Here is an 18,692-nt window from a genome sequence, read left to right on the forward strand (position 1 = left end):
GAAACTTAAACGCAGGATACAACGCCTATGAAACCACGTCAGCGCCAGGCAGCCATTCTCGAGTACCTGCAATCGCAGGGCAAATGCTCGGTCGAAGAGCTGGCGCAACACTTCGACACCACCGGCACCACTATCCGCAAGGATCTGGTGATTCTGGAGAATGCCGGGACCGTCATCCGCACCTACGGCGGCGTAGTGTTAAATAAAGACGAGGCCGACCCGCCTATCGACCACAAGACGCTGATCAACACCCATAAGAAAGCGCAGATTGCCGAGGCCGCCGTGCGATACATCCACGATGGCGATTCAATTATCCTCGACGCCGGCAGCACCGTGCTGCAGATGGTGCCGTTGCTGAGCCGCTTCAATAACATCACGGTGATGACCAACAGCCTGCATATCGTCAACGCGCTTTCCGAGCTCGATAACGAGCAGACCATCCTGATGCCGGGCGGCACCTTCCGTAAAAAATCGGCCTCTTTTCACGGCCAACTGGCGGAAAACGCCTTCGAACAATTCAGCTTCGACAAGCTGTTTATGGGCACCGACGGCATTGATCTGGTCGCGGGCGTCACCACCTTTAACGAGGTCTATACCGTAAGTAAGGCGATGTGCAACGCCGCCCGCGAAGTGATCCTGATGGCCGACTCATCCAAGTTTGGCCGTAAAAGTCCCAACATTGTCTGCGGTCTTGAACGCGTGGATAAATTGATTACCGATGCCGATATTGACCCTGAATTCCAGCGGGCGCTGGAAGCCAAAGGTATTGAAGTCATTATTACTGGAGAACATCATGAGTAACTTTTTGTTAGAGGCCGGACGCCAGACCCTGATGCTTGAGCTGCAGGAGGCGAGCCGCCTGCCGGAACGCCTGGGCGACGACTTCATCCGCGCGGCGGAAACCATTATCCACTGCGAGGGCAAACTGATTGTCTCCGGTATCGGTAAATCCGGCCACATCGGTAAAAAGCTGGCGGCAACCTTCGCCAGCACCGGCACCCCGGCCTTTTTCGTCCATCCGGCGGAAGCCCTGCACGGCGATCTCGGTATGCTCGATAGCCGCGACGTGATGCTGTTTATCTCCTACTCCGGTAGCGCGAAAGAGCTGGATCTCATCGTGCCGCGGCTGGAAGAGAAATCCATTCCGCTGCTGGCGATGACCGGCAAATCCACCTCGCCGCTGGCGCTGGCGGCGAAAGCGGTGCTGGATATCGCCGTGGAGCGCGAAGCCTGCCCGATGCATCTGGCGCCGACCTCCAGCACCGTCAACACGCTGATGCTGGGCGACGCGCTGGCGATGGCGGTGATGCAGGCGCGCGGTTTCAATGAAGAAGATTTCGCCCGTTCCCACCCGGCGGGCGCCCTCGGCGCGCGTCTGCTGAACAAAGTGCATCACCTGATGCGCCGCGACGAAGAAGTGCCGCGGGTCAATGCCGAGGCCAACGTCATGGACGCCATGCTTGAACTAAGCCGAACCGGGCTCGGCCTGGTGGCGGTCTGCGATGAAGCCAACCGCGTGCAGGGCGTTTTCACCGACGGCGACCTGCGCCGCTGGCTGGTTGCTGGCGGTACGCTCAACGATAGCGTCACTCGGGCGATGACCCGCAACGGCGTAACGCTGCAAGCGGAAAGCCGCGCGGCGGAAGCCAAAGAGCGGCTGATGAAACACAAAATCAGCGCCGCGCCGGTCGTGGATGAAAACGGCCAACTGGTCGGCGCCATCAACCTGCAGAACTTTTACCAGGCAGGGATCCTTTAAGCCCCAGTCGTTTCGCCAGCCGATGCAGGTTGGCGACGTCCAGCTCCAGCGCACGGGCGGTCGCCGCCCAGTTGCGCTGGTTCGCCTCCAGGGCGCGGCTAATCGCTTCTCGCTGAAAAGAGTCAGTCGCCTCGCGCAAATTGACGTTTTCCGTCGCCGGCGCCGCTGCCGCCGTCTCAGTCGGCAACATCGGCGCCGTCACCGCAAACTGGAAATGCTGCGGCTCCAGTACCACTTCATCACCGGCCTGGGTGGCCCGCGCCAGCACCACCGCCCGGTGAATAGCATGCTCCAGTTCGCGCACGTTGCCCGGCCAGGACCACTGCTGCAGCCTGTTTCGCGCCGCCTCAGCCAAAATGACCCGCGCCAGCCCCATCCGCAGGCGGCACTGCTCACAGAAATAGCCCGCCAGCAGCACCACATCGTTCTCCCGTTCGCGTAGCGCCGGAACCGACAGCGGGAAGACGCTCAGCCGATGATACAGATCGGCGCGAAAGCGCCCTTCCACCACCTCCTGGCGCAGATCGCGGTTCGTCGCCGCCAGCACCCGCACATCGACCCGCAGGCTGCGGTCATCGCCGACGCGCTGAATATCGCCATACTGCAACACGCGCAGCAGCTTCGCCTGCAACGCCAGCGACAGTTCGCCGATTTCATCAAGGAACAGGGTGCCGTTATCAGCCATCTCAAATTTACCGCTGCGGTTGCTGATAGCCCCGGTAAATGCCCCTTTCACATGGCCGAACAGCTCGCTCTCCGCCACGCTTTCCGGCAGCGCCGCGCAGTTGAGATAGACCAGCGGATTGGCGGCTCGCGGCGATCCCTGGTGCACCGCCTTCGCCACCAGCTCTTTACCGGTGCCGGTTTCGCCGCTTATCAGCACGTTTAAATCCGAGGCGGCGACGATATCGATCTCTTTTTTCAGCTGCAGCATGGGCGCCGACAGGCCGATAATCTCCTGACGCTCAGGCTGCGCGTCATTCACCGGTTGCACCGGCAACACATTTTGCGCCTCAAGGCGGGCGATGAGCAGCGCGTTATTCAAGGCGCCAGCCACCAGCGCGGCAATTAGCCGCAGCTCTTCATCGCTAAAGCTATCGAAACGGTCGGCATCCATGCCGTCAAGGGTCAGCGCGCCAATCAGCGTCTGCCCGGCGAACAGCGGCAGGCCAACGCAGGCGTGAACCTTCAGACTCTCATGACCGGGGATCAGCCCGTCGTAGGGGTCAGGCAGATCGCTATCCGCCGGGAAGCGCACCACATCCCCGGCACGCGCAATCGCCTCAAGCCGCGGGTGTCCTTCCAGGGCAAAGCGCCGACCAAGCACATCCTGCGCCAGGCCATCGATCGCCAGCGGCACAAACTGATGCGCCTCATAGCGCAGCAGTGCCGAGGCATCGCAGCCGAGGATCTGCCGCAGGGTAGTAATCAGGCGCGAAAAACGGTCGGCATGACCGATATCGCTTTGTAAATCAATGGCGATTCTCGCCAACTCGTCGACGGAAAAACTCATTGCCGCTCCATTGTCATTTTGACAATACACATTGTCATAACGACTATTTTAATCATTGTCATTTTGACAGCAACTAAAATCAGAAAAAATTAAAAATAGATAATTATCAATTAGTTAAAAAGTTGGCACGCAACTTGATATAAGCCAATCAACTGAGTTTAAACACACTGTATTGATTGAGGTTGCTATGTCTATTGCGGTTAAAAATAACATTCTTTGGGTTGGCCAACGCGATTGGGAAGTCCGTGATTTCCACGGCACCGAATATAAAACGCTGCGCGGCAGCAGCTACAACAGCTATCTCATCCGCGAAGAGAAAAACGTGCTGATTGATACCGTCGATCATAAATTCAGCCGCGAGTTCGTGCAGAACCTGCGCAGCGAAATCGATCTGGCTGACCTCGACTATATCGTCATTAACCACGCCGAAGAGGACCATGCCGGCGCGCTGACCGAACTGATGATGCAGATCCCGGATACGCCGATTTACTGCACCGCCAACGCCATCGACTCGATCAACGGCCACCATCATCATCCTGAGTGGAACTTCCACGTGGTGAAAACCGGCGATACTCTCGATATCGGTAATGGTAAACAGCTGATCTTCGTGGAAACGCCGATGCTGCACTGGCCTGACAGCATGATGACCTACCTGACCGGCGACGCGGTGCTGTTCAGCAACGACGCCTTCGGCCAGCACTACTGCGACGAACACCTGTTCAACGATGAAGTGGACCAGATTGAACTGTACGAACAGTGCCAGCGCTACTACGCCAACATCCTGACGCCCTTCAGCCGCCTGGTGACGCCGAAAATTACCGAAATCCTCGGCTTCAACCTGCCGGTGGATATGATTGCCACCTCCCACGGCGTGGTCTGGCGCGATAACCCGACGCAAATCGTCGAGAAATACCTCGAGTGGGCGGCGGATTACCAGGAAGATCGCATCACGATTTTCTACGACACCATGTCCAATAACACCCGTATGATGGCGGACGCCATCGCTCAGGGGATCACTGAAGTCGACCCGCGAGTAGCGGTAAAAATCTTCAACGTCGCCCGCAGCGACAAAAACGACATTCTCACCAATGTGTTCCGCTCGAAAGGCGTGCTGGTGGGCACCTCCACCATGAACAACGTGATGATGCCGAAAATCGCCGGGCTGGTGGAAGAGATGACCGGGCTGCGTTTTCGCAATAAACGCGCCAGCGCCTTTGGCTCACACGGCTGGAGCGGCGGCGCGGTAGACCGTCTGTCCACCCGCCTGCAGGATGCCGGTTTTGAGATGTCGCTGAGCCTGAAAGCCAAATGGCGCCCGGATATCGACGCGCTGGAACTGTGCCGCCAACACGGTCGCGACATCGCCCGCCAGTGGGCCCTCTCTCCGCTGCCGGTTGCTGAAGCAGCGACAACGCCGGAACCACAGGATTGCGTCTGCGCCGCCGCCGCGGCCGCCGATCTCGGTCCCATGATGCAGTGCAGCGTGTGCCAGTGGGTCTATGACCCGGCGAAAGGCGAACCTAACCAGGATGTACAGCCGGGTACGCCGTGGAATGAAGTGCCGGACAATTTCCTCTGCCCTGAGTGTTCTCTTGGCAAAGATGTCTTTGACGTACTGGCAACGGAGGCAAAATGAGTGATGGCATCGTCATCATCGGCTCGGGCTTCGCGGCCCGTCAGCTGGTGAAAAATATCCGTAAGCAGGATACGCAAATCCCGCTGACGTTAATCGCCGCCGATAGCATGGATGAGTACAACAAACCGGACCTCAGCCATGTCATCAGCCGCGGGCAGAAGGCCGACGATCTGACCCTGCAAAGCGCCGGCGAGTTCGCCGAGCAGTACAATCTGCGTCTGTTTCCCCATACCTGGGTAAGCGATATCGACGCCGAAAACCGGTTAGTGAAGAGCCAGGATAACCAGTGGCGCTACGACAAACTGGTGCTGGCCACCGGCGCGACGCCGTTTATCCCGCCGGTGCCGGGACGCGAGCTGATGCTGACGCTGAACAGCCAGCGCGAATATGGCGCGGCGCAGAGCCAGCTGCACGACGCGAAGCGCGTGCTGATCGTCGGCGGCGGCCTGATTGGCTGTGAACTGGCGATGGATTTCTGCCGCGCCGGTAAAGCGGTAACGGTAGTCGACAATTCAGCCAGCGTGCTGGCGGCGCTGATGCCGCCGGAGGCCAGCAGCCGCCTGCAGCATCGGCTTACCGAGATGGGCGTACATCTGATGCTCAAGGCGCAGCTTGAGGGGTTAGAGCAAACCGCCGATGGCATTCGCGTCAGTCTCGATCGCCAGCGCGCGATAACCGTCGATGCGGTGGTGGCCGCCGCCGGCCTGCGCCCGGAAACGTCGCTGGCGCGCCATGCCGGATTGCAGATTAACCGCGGCGTGGTGGTCAATAACCAACTGCAAACCAGCGACCCGGCGATTTATGCGCTCGGCGACTGTGCGGAAATCAACGGTACGGTACTGCCGTTCCTGCAGCCGATTTTACTCAGCGCCATGTGCCTGAGTAAAAACCTGCTGGCGCAAACGGGCGAGCTCACCTTGCCGCCAATGCTGGTGAAAGTGAAAACGCCGGATCTGCCGCTGCATCTGGCCGGTGACACCCGCCGCGACGATCTGACGTGGAATATCGTGGCCGCCAAAGAGGGGCTGGTGGCGAAAGGCGTGGATGCCGAAAACCAGCTGCGGGCCTTTGTGGTGAGTGAAGACAAAATGAAGGAAGCCTTTGCGCTGCTCAAGCAACTGGTGAGGTGATTTCCGTCCAGGCGACCCTGTTTTGCCGGGTGGCGCTACGCTTACCCGGCCTACGGTCCGTGCGGCCTGCCTTTAATTTATTCACCATGCTGGCTGAAACTGCCGCTGTTGGTGGCCTCAAAATCGCTGAGACGTTACCGGCAGTCCTGGTAGCCCGGCTAAGCGCAGCGCAAGCCGGGAAAATAACCAGCCTAGCGCGCCAGATTATCGTAGCCGCGCCAGCGATAATTTAGCACCGACAGCGCCCAACAAACGACGAACAGCCCCACCACCACAAACCCGGCATCGCCGAGGTTATCGTTTAACGCCCCTACCCAGCGCCACACCCCGCCGCTTAGGGCGAACTTATCCATTAACAGCCCCAGCGCTTCCAGGCCGCCGATAAACAGTGCCACCACCACCGAGGTGCCGGTGATGGTCATATTGTAATAGAGCTTGCGCTGCGGCTTGCTGAACGCCCAGCCGTAGGCGCCGACCATCAGCACATTATCAAGCGTATCCACCAGCGCCATACCGCTGGCGAACAGTGCCGGGAAGACCATTATCGACCAAATCGAAATGCCGCTCGACGCGCCGGCGGCGGAAATACCCAGCACGCCGATTTCGGTGGCGGTATCAAAGCCGAGACCGAACAAAAAGCCCACCAGATACATCTGCCAGCTGCGGCTTATCAGCCGGAAGGTTTTGCCAAACAGCCAGCTCATCATGCCGCCGCCGCTAACGATTTCGTCGCTGACCTTTTCACCGCGCTTCCACGCCTGGAAGCTGCGCCACACGCTGCGCAAAATCACCAGATTGACCAGCGCCATTGCCAGCAGGAACATCGCCGATACCGCGGTGCCAATCACGCTGCCGGTATCGTGTAGCCAGCTCATCTGCTGGCTGAAGGCGGTGGCCGTCGCGGCAATCGCCGCCGACGCCAGCACTACGATCGACGAATGCCCTAGCGAGAACCACGCCCCGACGCCAAACGGCCGCCGCCCCTGCTGCATCATTTTGCGGGTGACGTTATCAATCGCCGCAATATGATCGGCGTCGACCGCATGGCGCAGGCCGTAACCCCAGGCCAGCAGACTGGCGGCCATCAATGCCCCGCTGTCGCCAAACGCCTGAAACGCCCATAGCCAGGCCAGGGCGTTCGCGGCGATAAGTCCCAGTACCAGCGCCGCCGCACGCGGCTGTTGGCGTAAAATCATCGTTATCATCTTAAATCCTTTGAGACTGCCAGCGGGCGGCGGCCACCACCGCCTGACCGTAGGCGATCGCGCCATCGCCAGCAGGAAGCTGCTGCGGCAAAAGCAAAGTAAAATCAGAGAGGTAATCGCTGAGGCGGGCGGCGAGCAGCTGATTATGCAGTACGCCGCCGCTACAAACGATCGTCGCGATCCTGCAGGAAGCGGCGCGGTCGCGCGCCAGCGCCGCCAGCCCGCAGGCCAGCGCATCATGAAAGGCCCAGGCTTTCTGCGCGGGCGTCGCCTGCCAGCGCAACCACTGTCGCCAGAAGGTGGCTAAATCCAGCTCGCCGCCGCGCCAGGGCAGCGTGATCGGATGGCTGACGCCCGGACAGCTGGCGGCCAGCGCCTCCAGCCGACAGGCCGCCTCGCCTTCGTAGCTCAGGGTTTCCGGCGCGCAATCCAGCGCGCAGGCGACGGCATCAAACAGCCGTCCGCAGGAAGAGGCGCGCGGCGAATTAATGCCGCGTTCGATGGCCTGCGCCAACAGCGGCCAGTTTCGCTGCCCCAGCGCGGCGGTTTGCGGGTATGACTGCCAGTCGGGAATAAATGCCAGGCACTGGGCCAACAAATTTCGCCACGGCTGGCGCGCCGCCAGATCGCCGCCCGGCAGCGCGACGGCCGGGAGGCCGCCAAGATGTTCGCATTCGCGGTAGCTCACCCGCAGGCATTCGCCGCCCCACAGCGCGCCGTTTTCCCCCATCCCGATGCCATCAAGGGTCAGGGCGATCACATCGCCGCCGTCGAGCGGCCAGCGGTGTTCCGCCAGACAAGCCGCCGCGTGGGCATGGTGATGCAGTACCGGCTCGACCGGTATCGACATTGACGCCGCCCACTGTGTCGAGCGATAGCCGGGATGGGCGTCAACCGCTACCCGTTGCGGCGCAAATGCATAAATGCTCTGCATTAACCGCAGCGCACTGCGCCACTGTTGCTCGACGCCCTCCTCGCCGAGATCGCCAAAATGCTGGCTCAGCACCGCTTCGTCGCCGCGCGCCAGGCAGAAGGTATTTTTCATATCTGCCCCCAGCGCCAGCAGCGGCGGAATATTATCCAGGCCCGGCGGCAGCGGCAGCGCATCCGGCACGTAGCCTCGGGCGCGGCGCAGCATCTCACCGCTTGAGCGCACCAGCGAATCGTCCATACGCTGCACGATATCGCGATTATGTAGCAGAAAACCGTCGGCGATAGCGGCTAAGTCGGTGAGCGCTTCGTGATTACTCAATGCCGGAGGGCGGCCGCTGAGGTTGCCGGAGGTCATCACTATCGGGCGCGCCAGCGCCTGCAGAAGTAAATGCTGCAGCGGATTAGACGGCAGCATCACCCCGACTTCCGCAAGCCCTGGCGCAATCTCGTCACACAGGCCGGGAACCTGCGCTTTAGCCAGCAATACAATCGGCGCGGCGGGCGAGCGCAGCAGCGTTGCCGCCGCGGCGGGTAACCCCGTTGCCGTCGGCAGCATTACCGCCAGCGGTTTTGCCGGGCGCCGTTTACGCGCGCGCAGCGCTGCCACCGACTCGCTATTGCCGGCATCGCAGGCCAGATGAAAACCGCCAATCCCTTTTATCGCCACAATATCGCCCGCCGCCAGCCGCGCGATGGCCGCCTGCAGCGCCGCTTCAGCGAATAGCGTTAGCGTTCCCGCCCGCCACCCCAGCTGTGGGCCGCAATCGGCACAGGCCACCGGCTGGGCGTGAAAACGGCGATCGGCAGGCTGCCGGTACTCGGCAGCGCAGCGCGGACACAGCGGGAACGGCGCCATCGCGGTATAGGGACGATCGTATGGCATGGCGCGAATGATGGTGAAACGCGGCCCGCAGTGGGTACAGTTGATAAAGGGGTAGCGGTAGCGGCGTTCTTGCGGATCGTTCATCTCCGCCAGGCACGCCGGGCAGGTTGCGGCATCGGGAACAATCTGCGTGCACATACTGCCGCCGCCGCTGTGGCGAATGGTGAAATCCTGAGGAAGCCTGTGCCAGTGAAACGGGATGCAGTCGGTGCTGTCAATGCGCGCCAGCGGCGGGCAGTCACGAGCCAACGCGGCAGAAAAGCCACCGTCGTCGCCGATCAGCCTGACCAGCACGCCGTCGCCGTCGTTACAGACATCGCCGCCGCGCGCCATTTGCCGCGCCAGTTGCCAGACGAAGGGGCGGAAACCCACCCCCTGCACTTTGCCGCGAATGCGGATTTGCACCCCGTTCATGCGGCGTATTACCAGGCCAGCGCCGTACGGCGACGTTTTTCGAGGTTCATCTGCTCAAGCTTGTTGCGGTCGACGCAAACCAGCGCGTGGGTCGGGCAGGCTTCAATGCAGGCCGGACCGCTATCGCGCTGGTGGCACAGGTCGCACTTGTTGGCTTCGGCTTTTTCCGCCATGACGTTCAACCCGGCGCCGCTATGGCGAACGACCGGGCGCACCACCACTTCCATCGCCCCATACGGGCAGGCCACGACGCAGGTTTTACAGCCGATGCAGCGCTCCTGCATCACGTGGACAAAGCCTTTATCGCGGCTGATGGCGCCGTTCGGGCAGACGTTGGCGCATGGCGCGTCTTCACATTGACGACAGGCCGTCGCCGTCGACACATTGACGCCTTTGATCACGTGAATACGCGGCAAGAACGACTGCGGCGTCAGCGCGGCGCAATCCTGATTTTCCTGATGAGAGACCACGCAGGCCACTTCACAGGTGCGGCAGCCGATGCATTTGCTCGCATCGGCGATAATGAAACGGTTCATCCATTTCTCCAGCGGAAAGAAGTTAACGCGCCGGATTATGCATAATACGTTCCAACTTTTATTTTATTGAAATATAAGAGAATTAAATTAAACTCCGCTGTCATCGTCACAACTGACGATGACAGATGACGACATCAGGCATGCGGGCCGCGCGCCAACGACTCGCGTTCAATCAGCTCGCCGGGGAAAGTTTGCTGATATTTAAATTCCCCGCCGTCGAGCATAAAGATCAGCCTGTTGATGCTCTCTTTCATCATTTCGGTGACCGGAATTTTAACGCTGGAGAGCGAAGGGATCACATACGGCGCCAGCGCGATGTCATCGAAACCGATCACCGATACCTGCTGCGGCACCGCGATCCCCTGCTGGTGCAGTTGCTTAATCGCGCCGATCGCCATGTCGTCATTACTGGCGACCAGCGCGCTGAAACTTACGCCGCGTTGGCAGAGCGCTTCGACAGCGGCGGCTCCGGTTTGTGGCGTCCAGCGCCCTTCGACGATCAGTTCTTGCCGCACGGGAAGCCCCAGGCCTGCCAGCGCGTCTTTATAACCAGAGAGACGCTCAACCCCGGTAGGCGAATCCAGCGAACCGGTGATAAACGCAATGTCGCGATGCCCGCTGGTAATTAACTTTTCAACCGCCATCCGCGCCGAGGCTTTGTGATCGGACCATACGCAGTGGCTGGCGTGGCGGCGCAGGCGACGGTTCAGCACCACGATCGGCTGCTCATGATTGTCGATTATCTCATCCATCTCATCGACGCTAAGAAAGCGCGGATAGATGATGATCGCATCGCAGCGCATATCGAGCAGATACTGAATCGCCTCGCGCTCCTCTTGCGCGCTGTGTTTGCCGTCGGCCAGGATCAGCTGCCGCCCCTGATCTTCCGTCAGCCGCGCCACGTGAAACAGCAGCTCGCTGAAATAAACGCCGTGATAAAGGGTGTTGGTTACCACCAGTCCGATAGTCTGGCTTTTTTTGGTCGCCAGATTACGCGCCAGCAGATTCGGCCGATAGCCGCTTTCGGCAATTGCCTGAAACACCCGGTCTTTGGTTTCCTGGCTGACATAGCCGTTGCCCGACAGCACCCGCGACACGGTCGCCTTTGATACTCCCGCGCGCTTCGCAACCTCCAGCATCGTTGCCATGGGGTTCTTCCTGTAACTTAAGTTGCCTGCAGTGTACTGCACGTCTCGCCGTTTTTCAGCAGTCGGCATCGCCCTGATGTTGCTCTGCCCCTGCCCACAAAGCGATCAAAATCACAAATTTGCAAAGTGATTTTTTTAATTCTTGTATGACTCAATGAAACTAATCATGATTTTGTGGAACCGGTTTCCTATGCATATACCGCGCATAGCCGCCGTCAGGCGCTGGCGTGTAATCAGTACCCTATTGATAAAACAGGATAAAATCCGATGTCTAAAAATTATGCAGCCCTGGCGAACCAGATCCTGACGGCGCTCGGCGGCGCAGATAATGTCGTTGCCGTGACCCACTGCATGACCCGCCTGCGCTTCGTGGTGAAAGATAACCAACGCGTGGACGCCCCGGCGCTGAAAGCGCTGCAAGGGGTACTTGGCGTCGTGCGTAGCGATAACCAGTGTCAGGTGATCATCGGCAATACCGTCTCGCAGGCGTATCGCGAGGTGCTGAATCTGCTGCCCGGCGAGTTGCGCCCGGCGGAGCCGCAGGGGAAACCGCCGCTGACCTTAAAACGCGTCGGCGCCGGGATCCTTGATGCGCTGATCGGCACCATGTCGCCGCTGATCCCGGCGATTATCGGCGGATCGATGGTCAAACTGCTGGCGATGATCCTGGAAATGAGCGGCGCGTTGCCAAAAGGCTCGCCGACGCTGACCATTCTGACGCTTATCGGCGACGGCGCGTTCTTCTTCCTGCCGCTGATGGTTGCCGCTTCCGCGGCGGTAAAATTCAAAACCAATATGTCGCTGGCTATCGCTATCGCCGGGGTACTGGTGCATCCGGGATTCATCGAGTTAATGGCTAAAGCCGCGCAGGGAGAACACGTTGAGTTCGCCTTCATTCCGGTTACCGCGGTGAAATACACCTACACGGTGATCCCGGCGCTGGTGATGACCTGGTGTCTCTCTTATATCGAACGCTGGGTCGATCGCATCACCCCGGCGGTGACGAAAAACTTCCTTAAACCGATGCTGATCGTGCTGATTGCCGCGCCGCTGGCGATCCTGCTGATTGGCCCGCTCGGCATTTGGATCGGCAGCGCGATCTCCGCGCTGGTGTACACGATCCATAGCTATCTCGGCTGGCTGTCGGTGGCGATCATGGGCGGACTCTGGCCGCTGCTGGTGATGACCGGGATGCACCGCGTCTTTACGCCAACCATCATTCAAACCATCGCCGAAACCGGCAAAGAGGGGATGGTGATGCCATCGGAAATCGGCGCCAACCTGTCGCTGGGCGGATCGTCGCTGGCGGTGGCGTGGAAAACCAAAAACCCGGAGCTGCGCCAGACCGCATTAGCGGCGGCGGCATCGGCGATTCTGGCCGGGATTTCCGAACCGGCGCTGTACGGCGTGGCGGTACGTCTGAAACGCCCGCTGGTCGCCAGCTTAATCAGCGGCTTTATTTGCGGCGCGGTGGCGGGAATCGCCGGGCTGGCCAGCCATTCGATGGCGGCGCCGGGGCTGTTCACCAGCGTCCAGTTCTTCGATCCGGCCAATCCGATGACTATCGTTTGGGTCTTTGGCGTGATGGCGCTGTCGGTGGTGCTCTCCTTTGTGCTGACGCTGCTGCTCGGTTTTGAAGATATCCCGGTAGAAAATGCCGCCGCCGACGCCAGACAGCGCCAGGGCGCGGCCACTCACGCCTGAACACTTTTTTGAACGCGAGGTAACGCATGTCGAGTTTTCCACACGGATTTTTATGGGGCGGCGCTCTGGCCGCCAACCAGTCTGAAGGCGCTTATCTTGAAGGCGGCAAAGGGCTGACGACCGTTGATACTATTCCGCACGGCGCCCATCGCCTGGCGGTGAAGCTGGGCCAGGAAAAGCGCTTTACGCTTCGCGAAGATGAATTCTACCCAAGCCACGTGGCGATCGATTTTTACCATCGCTATAAAGAGGATATCGCCCTGATGGCGGAGATGGGGTTTAGCGTCTTCCGCACCTCTATCGCCTGGAGCCGACTGTTCCCGCGCGGCGATGAACAACAGCCAAACCCGGAAGGTATCGCCTTCTATCGTGCGATGTTTGAAGAGTGCAGAAAGTATGGGATCGAACCGCTGGTCACCCTGTGCCACTTTGATGTACCGATGCATCTGGTGACGGAATATGGCTCCTGGCGTAACCGGAAGATGGTCGATTTTTTCAGCCACTATGCGCGCACCTGTTTTGAAGCGTTTGACGGACTGGTGAAATACTGGCTCACCTTCAATGAAATCAACATTATGTTGCATAGCCCCTACTCCGGCGCCGGTCTGGTATTTGAGGAGGGAGAAAATCAGGAACAGGTGAAATACCAGGCCGCGCATCACGAGCTGGTGGCCAGCGCGCTGGCGACAAAAATAGCCCATCAGGTTAACCCGCAAAACCAGGTCGGCTGCATGCTGGCGGGCGGTAATTTCTACCCCTATTCCTGTAAACCGGAAGATGTCTGGATGGCGTTGGAAAAAGATCGTGAAAACCTGTTCTTTATCGATGTGCAGGCACGCGGCGCGTATCCGGTGTGGGCCGCGCGGGTATTCCGCGAGAAAGGCGTCACTATTGCCAAACAGCCGGGCGACGACGAAATCCTCAAAAACACCGTTGATTTTGTCTCCTTTAGCTATTACGCCTCGCGCTGCGCGTCAGCGGAGATGAACGCCAGCAATACCAACGCCGCCAATATCGTCAAGTCGCTGAAGAATCCGTACATTGCGGCCAGCGAATGGGGCTGGGGCATCGATCCGCTCGGCCTGCGCATCACCATGAACATGATGTATGACCGCTATCAGAAACCGCTATTCCTCGTGGAAAACGGGCTCGGCGCGCGCGATGAAATTGACGCCAACGGCGAAATCAACGACGACTACCGCATTAGCTATCTGCGCGAGCATATCAAGGCGATGCGCGACGCCATCGATGACGGCATTCCGGTCATCGGCTATACCAGCTGGGGCTGTATCGATTTGGTCTCCGCCTCCACCGGCGAGATGAGCAAGCGCTACGGTTTCGTGTACGTCGATCGCGACGATGCCGGTAACGGCACACTTGCGCGCAAGCGCAAGAAATCGTTCTGGTGGTATAAGAAGGTCATCGCCAGCAACGGGGCGGATCTGGAGTAGTCGGTATTGCCGGGTGGCGGCTTACGCCTTACCCGGCCTACGGCCCGTACGACCTGCCGTTATTTTATTCACCACGCTGGCTGAAACTGCCGGTGTTGGTGGCCTCAAAATCGCTGAGACGTTCCCGGCAGGCCGGGGCAGCCCGCATGGATGCGGGCTGAGGGCCGTGTTTTGCACGGACGCTGCCTCGGCCCGACCCGAAGCCTGCCGGGATAAGTCGAAGGAACCACGAAGTGGCGATTTTGGCGGCCAGAGCCCGGGAGTACAGAGGGCGGCGGCGACTGGCCGCCCTCTGTGCGCTCCCTGCGCCATGAGAGCCATAACGCAGAAAAAATATCGGGAGCGCAATGTGCTCTGAATTAACACAAAACACGTGTTTTTCCCGGACCCAAACGGTTGCAAAACGATAACAATATCAACGGTCCGTACCATTTATAGCCCGGCGAAGCATTAGCGCAAGCCGGGGAACGCCTGCTCCTCGGCCGCTTCCAGCGCGGCAAAACCGCCCTGCTCCTGCCAGCCATCAAGCCGCGCGTATACCGTCGCGACGGCATCCTTAACAGGCTGAGTCATCGGGTAATAGAAACCGACAATATCAGGCTGAATGCCCACAAAAATCACCTCGCCAACATCCTCTTTTAACTGATCGATAAGATAGTTAAGCGGCATGTTGTGGGTGGTCATCATAAACATGTCGGCGATATCGTCCGGGTCGACAATACGGATTTCGCCGGGATTAAGCCCCATATCGGTCGCGTCGACGATCAGTAGCCGGGTCGGGCGCAGCTCGCGGATGGCGACGATATCGTTTTCCGGCGCGCTACCGCCGTCAATCACCACCCAGCCGCCGATCGGATTGGCCGCGCACATTTCCGCCAGCAGCGGGCCTGCGCCGTCATCGCCCATCATGCTGTTGCCGACACACAGTAAAACGTCAGTCACGTAGTCTCCTCACCATCAGATAGATGGCGCTTTCCTGGTGAATATCGTGCAGCATGCTGAGCAGGGTTTTACTCCACGCCTGCTGCTGCGGGGTCTGCGCGGACTGCGCTTTATCAAAGGCGTTAGCCAGCATCGCCACGTGATTGCTGTCGATAACGATCTCGCCATACTTCGGCACGCCTTCCATTTTGCGCCGCGCGGCGCTGCCCGCCTCCAGCGTACCGATCCACGCCAGATAGTCCTCCCACGGGCAGCTTAACGCCGCCTCCAGGCAGTCAATGACGCCGAGGTGGTGGCCAATCGCCAGGCTGTAATAGACCACCTGCTGCGCCTGATCCGGCGTCGCGTCGTTCTCATCAATAAATTTACGGCTCAGCTGACTGAACACCACCGTCTCGCTCATCGGATACGCGCCCCCTCGACCACCTGATTCAGGTGCGTGACGATCTCGGTCAGACGCGGATCTTTCTCCGCTTCCAGCCAGCGCAGTACCTGGTTATCGCCCTGTCCCAGTAGACGCATATAGTCGTCGGCGATCTGGCGGCCATAGCGATAGCCGGCCAGACGGCGCGCTTCGCGATCGATACGCACCCGCAGCGGCTGCACCATGTTGGGATGCAGCAATTCGGTTGGCTGGTCGTCAAGCTCGCCCGGCTGGCGGGCATGGATTTTTTGCTCCAGCAGACCAAGCGCCATCGCAAAACCGTACAGCGTGGCGGCAGGCGTCGGCGGACAGCCCGGAATATAGACATCGACCGGCACGATTTTGTCGGTGCCGCCCCATACGCAATACAGATCGTGGAAGATACCGCCGCTGTTGCCGCAGGCGCCGTAAGAAATGCAGATTTTCGGATCCGGCGCCGATTGCCAGGCGCGCAGCGCCGGCGAACGCATCGCGCGGGTCACCGCGCCGGTAAACAGCAGAATATCGGCATGGCGCGGCGACGGCACTACTTTAATCCCGAAGCGTTCGGCATCGAAAAGCGGCGAAAGGGTGGCGAAAATCTCGATTTCGCAGCCGTTACAGCCGCCGCAGTCGACGCGGTAAACGTAGGCGGAACGTTTGATTTTTTTCAGCAGCGAGGCCTTCATGCTGGCGATGGATTCATCCACCGACATCGGCAGCGGAATGCCGTTTTCATCGCGCGGGCCTAATAAATTGCTCATCAGCTGGCCTCCCTCATGTGGCGAGTCAGTTCAATACGATCGGATGGCACCAGGCATTTCTGACGCTTGCATTCCGGGCAGGTCTCAAAACTTTCGCGGTGCAGTTCGGCGCGGGTATCGCCGTTGTGCTTAAGCAGCGCGATAGCGTAGTCGATCTCTTTTTGTACCGCGAAAGGCCGTTCGCAGACCCGACAGTGACAGATGGCAAAGCGCGACTGCTGGAGGAAATCCTCTTTTTTCCACACCGCCAGTTCATACTCCTGCGACAGCTTAATCGCCGCCGTCGGGCAAACTTCTTCACAGCGGCCGCAGAAAATGCAGCGCCCGAGGTTGAACTGCCACGCCAGCTGGTTAGTCGCCAGGTCGGTCTCTACCGTCAGGGCGTTAGACGGACAGGCATTCACGCAGGCCGCGCAGCCGATGCACTGCTGCGGATTGTGTTCCGGTTTGCCGCGGAAGTTTTTATCCACCGGCATAGGCTCCAGCGGATAGGAGTGGGTCGCGGTGCCGGTCTTGATGACTTTTTTGATAAAGGTAAACATGGCGATTCCTTATTTCAGCGGCGAGTTTTTACGCTCGATGCTGTAGCGCTCCAGCTCTTTGTACGGCACCACTTTGCTTTTCTTCTTACGTACATCGACCACCGTCATGCGGTCGGTACAGGAGTAGCAAGGGTCGAGGCTGCCAATAATCAGCGGCGCGTCGGAGACGGTGTTGCCGCGCAGCATATAGCGCAGGGTCGGCCAGTTGGCGTAGGTCGCCGCACGGCAGCGCCAGCGGTACAGTTTTTGGTTGTCGCCGGTCATGCTCCAGTGGATATCGTCGCCGCGCGGCGCTTCCGAGAAGCCCAGCGCGAAGCGGTGCGGAATATAGGTGAAGCCATCCACCATCAGCGGGCCGCCGGGCAGATTGTCGAGACCGAAATCAATCATATTCAGCGCGGTATAAACTTCGTTGATACGCACCTTGAGGCGGGAAATCACGTCGCAGCCCTGCTCGCTGTGAACTTCCATCGGCAGCAGACCGTAACCAACGAACGGGTGATCGGCGCGAGTATCGCGGGCGTGGCCGCTGGCGCGGACCATCGGGCCGACGTTACTGAAGTCGCGGGCGATTTCTGGATCCAGACGGCCAATACCGACGGTGCGCTGTTCCATGTTCGGCGTGCTGAGCAACATATCCACCAGCTCCTGCACATCGCGGCGCATCTGCTGCGCCAGCTGGCGGGTCTGGATCATGTCCTCTTTCAGCAGATCGCGGCGAATCCCGCCGATCAGGTTCATACCGTAGGTTTTACGCGCGCCGGTGAGGATCTCCGCCATCTTCATTGAGGTTTCGCGCACGCGGAAGAACTGCATAAAACCGGAGTCAAAACCGGTGAAGTGGCAGGCCAGGCCAAGGTTCAGCAAGTGCGAGTGCAGGCGTTCTACTTCCAGCAGAATGGCGCGGATCATCTGCGCGCGCTCCGGCACCACGATGCCCATCGCGTTTTCCACCGAGGTGGTATAGGCGGTACTGTGGGCGAAGCCGCAGATGCCGCATACCCGGTCCGACAGGAACGTTACTTCGTTGTAGCCCATGCGGGTTTCCGCCAGCTTTTCCATCCCGCGATGGACATAGAACAGGCGGTAATCAGCGTCGATAATGTTCTCGCCGTCGACAAACAGACGGAAGTGTCCAGGCTCATCGGAGGTGACGTGCAGCGGGCCAATCGGCACCACGTTGTTTTTCTTACTACCGAGCTCGTTAATGAACTCGTAGGTCTCCGCGTCGGTGGTCGGCGCCGGGCGCTGGCGGTAGTCCATGCTGTCTTTACGCAGCGGATAGAGTTCATCCGGCCAGTCGTCCGGCAGCACCAGGCGGCGCTCGTCCGGCAAGCCCACCGGCACCAGACCGTACATATCGCGTACTTCGCGCTCGCCCCATACCGCCGCCGGCACGCGCGGGGTCACCGACGGATATTCCGGTTTGTTAGCGTCGACTTCCACGCGCACGGTGATCCAGCACTTAGTGCCCTGCTCCATCGACAGCACATAGTAAACCGCGTAGTGGCCGTTCAACTTACGTTCGTCGTTGCCGAACAGTACCGACAGCCAGCCCCCCTGCTTGTAGTACAGGAACTCGACCACTTCCGGCAGGTAGTTAACCTTCACGGTGACGGTAAGCTGATCTTTGGTCTGCCAGGCTTCATCCAGCACCACGCCAGGAAAGGCCTGGTGCAGCGCCGCAAGATAGTGTTGACCGATTTTTTCTTCAGACATGCTCAAATTC

Annotated in this window: 16 protein-coding genes; 6 read left to right on the forward strand and 10 right to left on the reverse strand. The window is 59.6% G+C overall.

Annotation, left to right across the window (positions count from 1 at the left end; all coding sequences use genetic code 11):
- Positions 1-27: 27 nt before the first annotated feature.
- Together ABLU78_RS12745 and gutQ are read left to right on the forward strand one after the other, a co-directional pair.
- A complete protein-coding gene (locus tag ABLU78_RS12745; RefSeq protein ID WP_032708956.1) occupies positions 28-801 on the forward strand; it encodes a DNA-binding transcriptional repressor in 774 nt (257 codons plus the stop codon).
- Positions 794-1,759, forward strand: coding sequence for an arabinose-5-phosphate isomerase GutQ (gene gutQ, locus ABLU78_RS12750; RefSeq protein ID WP_048229355.1), 966 nt, complete (start codon positions 794-796; stop codon positions 1,757-1,759). The genes ABLU78_RS12745 and gutQ overlap by 8 nt, the downstream gene beginning before the upstream one ends.
- Here gutQ and norR read toward each other — a convergent pair.
- Positions 1,722-3,272, reverse strand: coding sequence for a nitric oxide reductase transcriptional regulator NorR (gene norR, locus ABLU78_RS12755; RefSeq protein WP_015370042.1), 1,551 nt, complete (start codon positions 3,270-3,272; stop codon positions 1,722-1,724). The genes gutQ and norR overlap by 38 nt on opposite strands.
- A 187-nt stretch (positions 3,273-3,459) precedes the next feature.
- Between norR and norV the strand changes: the two genes are divergently transcribed.
- Together norV and norW are read left to right on the forward strand one after the other, a co-directional pair.
- Positions 3,460-4,908, forward strand: coding sequence for an anaerobic nitric oxide reductase flavorubredoxin (gene norV / locus ABLU78_RS12760; protein WP_048229357.1), 1,449 nt, complete (start codon positions 3,460-3,462; stop codon positions 4,906-4,908).
- Positions 4,905-6,038 carry an NADH:flavorubredoxin reductase NorW gene (norW, locus tag ABLU78_RS12765; RefSeq protein ID WP_032712394.1) on the forward strand — a complete coding sequence of 378 codons (1,134 nt, stop codon included), beginning with the start codon at positions 4,905-4,907 and terminating at the stop codon, positions 6,036-6,038. Before norV ends, norW begins: the two co-directional genes overlap by 4 nt.
- A 191-nt stretch (positions 6,039-6,229) precedes the next feature.
- Here the strand turns inward: norW and ABLU78_RS12770 are convergent, their stop codons facing one another.
- The 4 genes from ABLU78_RS12770 to ABLU78_RS12785 all read right to left on the reverse strand — a co-directional run bounded on the left by ABLU78_RS12770 (position 6,230) and on the right by ABLU78_RS12785 (position 11,157).
- On the reverse strand, positions 6,230-7,243 hold the full coding sequence (locus tag ABLU78_RS12770) for a HoxN/HupN/NixA family nickel/cobalt transporter (RefSeq protein ID WP_042895005.1): 1,014 nt from the start codon (positions 7,241-7,243) through the stop codon (positions 6,230-6,232).
- A gap of 1 nt (position 7,244) precedes the next feature.
- Positions 7,245-9,473, reverse strand: coding sequence for a carbamoyltransferase HypF (gene hypF, locus ABLU78_RS12775; RefSeq protein WP_171824316.1), 2,229 nt, complete (start codon positions 9,471-9,473; stop codon positions 7,245-7,247).
- Positions 9,474-9,481: 8 nt separating this feature from the next.
- Positions 9,482-10,009, reverse strand: coding sequence for an electron transport protein HydN (gene hydN / locus ABLU78_RS12780; RefSeq protein WP_015370036.1), 528 nt, complete (start codon positions 10,007-10,009; stop codon positions 9,482-9,484).
- Between the two features lie 134 nt (positions 10,010-10,143).
- Positions 10,144-11,157, reverse strand: a complete 1,014-nt coding sequence (locus ABLU78_RS12785) for a LacI family DNA-binding transcriptional regulator (protein WP_015703256.1) — start codon at positions 11,155-11,157, stop codon at positions 10,144-10,146.
- 267 nt (positions 11,158-11,424) lie between these two features.
- Between ABLU78_RS12785 and ascF the strand changes: the two genes are divergently transcribed.
- Positions 11,425-12,861, forward strand: a complete 1,437-nt coding sequence (ascF, locus tag ABLU78_RS12790; protein WP_015703257.1) for a PTS cellobiose/arbutin/salicin transporter subunit IIBC — start codon at positions 11,425-11,427, stop codon at positions 12,859-12,861.
- Positions 12,862-12,887: 26 nt separating this feature from the next.
- Entirely contained in the window at positions 12,888-14,312 is a 1,425-nt protein-coding gene (locus ABLU78_RS12795; protein ID WP_015703258.1) for a 6-phospho-beta-glucosidase, read from the forward strand.
- A 450-nt stretch (positions 14,313-14,762) separates the two neighbouring features.
- Here ABLU78_RS12795 and hycI read toward each other — a convergent pair whose 3' ends face one another.
- Genes hycI through hycE form a run of 5 tightly spaced genes read right to left on the reverse strand, consistent with a single transcriptional unit; the run spans position 14,763 to position 18,682 of the window.
- On the reverse strand, positions 14,763-15,254 hold the full coding sequence (gene hycI, locus ABLU78_RS12800) for a hydrogenase maturation peptidase HycI (protein ID WP_048229361.1): 492 nt from the start codon (positions 15,252-15,254) through the stop codon (positions 14,763-14,765).
- Positions 15,247-15,657 (reverse strand): formate hydrogenlyase maturation HycH family protein, encoded by a 411-nt coding sequence (locus ABLU78_RS12805; protein WP_015370031.1) that lies wholly within the window; start codon positions 15,655-15,657, stop codon positions 15,247-15,249. Before ABLU78_RS12805 ends, hycI begins: the two co-directional genes overlap by 8 nt.
- Positions 15,654-16,421: an NADH-quinone oxidoreductase subunit B family protein gene (locus tag ABLU78_RS12810; protein ID WP_015703259.1), complete on the reverse strand. Its 768-nt coding sequence runs from the start codon at positions 16,419-16,421 to the stop codon at positions 15,654-15,656. Before ABLU78_RS12810 ends, ABLU78_RS12805 begins: the two co-directional genes overlap by 4 nt.
- A complete protein-coding gene (locus ABLU78_RS12815; RefSeq protein ID WP_015370029.1) occupies positions 16,421-16,963 on the reverse strand; it encodes a formate hydrogenlyase complex iron-sulfur subunit in 543 nt (180 codons plus the stop codon). Before ABLU78_RS12815 ends, ABLU78_RS12810 begins: the two co-directional genes overlap by 1 nt.
- Before the next feature lie 9 nt (positions 16,964-16,972).
- Positions 16,973-18,682, reverse strand: coding sequence for a formate hydrogenlyase subunit HycE (gene hycE / locus ABLU78_RS12820; protein ID WP_015370028.1), 1,710 nt, complete (start codon positions 18,680-18,682; stop codon positions 16,973-16,975).
- Positions 18,683-18,692 lie beyond the last annotated feature (10 nt).

It is taken from the genome of Klebsiella sp. JN_Kp122 (genome assembly GCF_040062085.1).
Classification (GTDB): Bacteria; Pseudomonadota; Gammaproteobacteria; order Enterobacterales; family Enterobacteriaceae; genus Klebsiella; species Klebsiella aerogenes.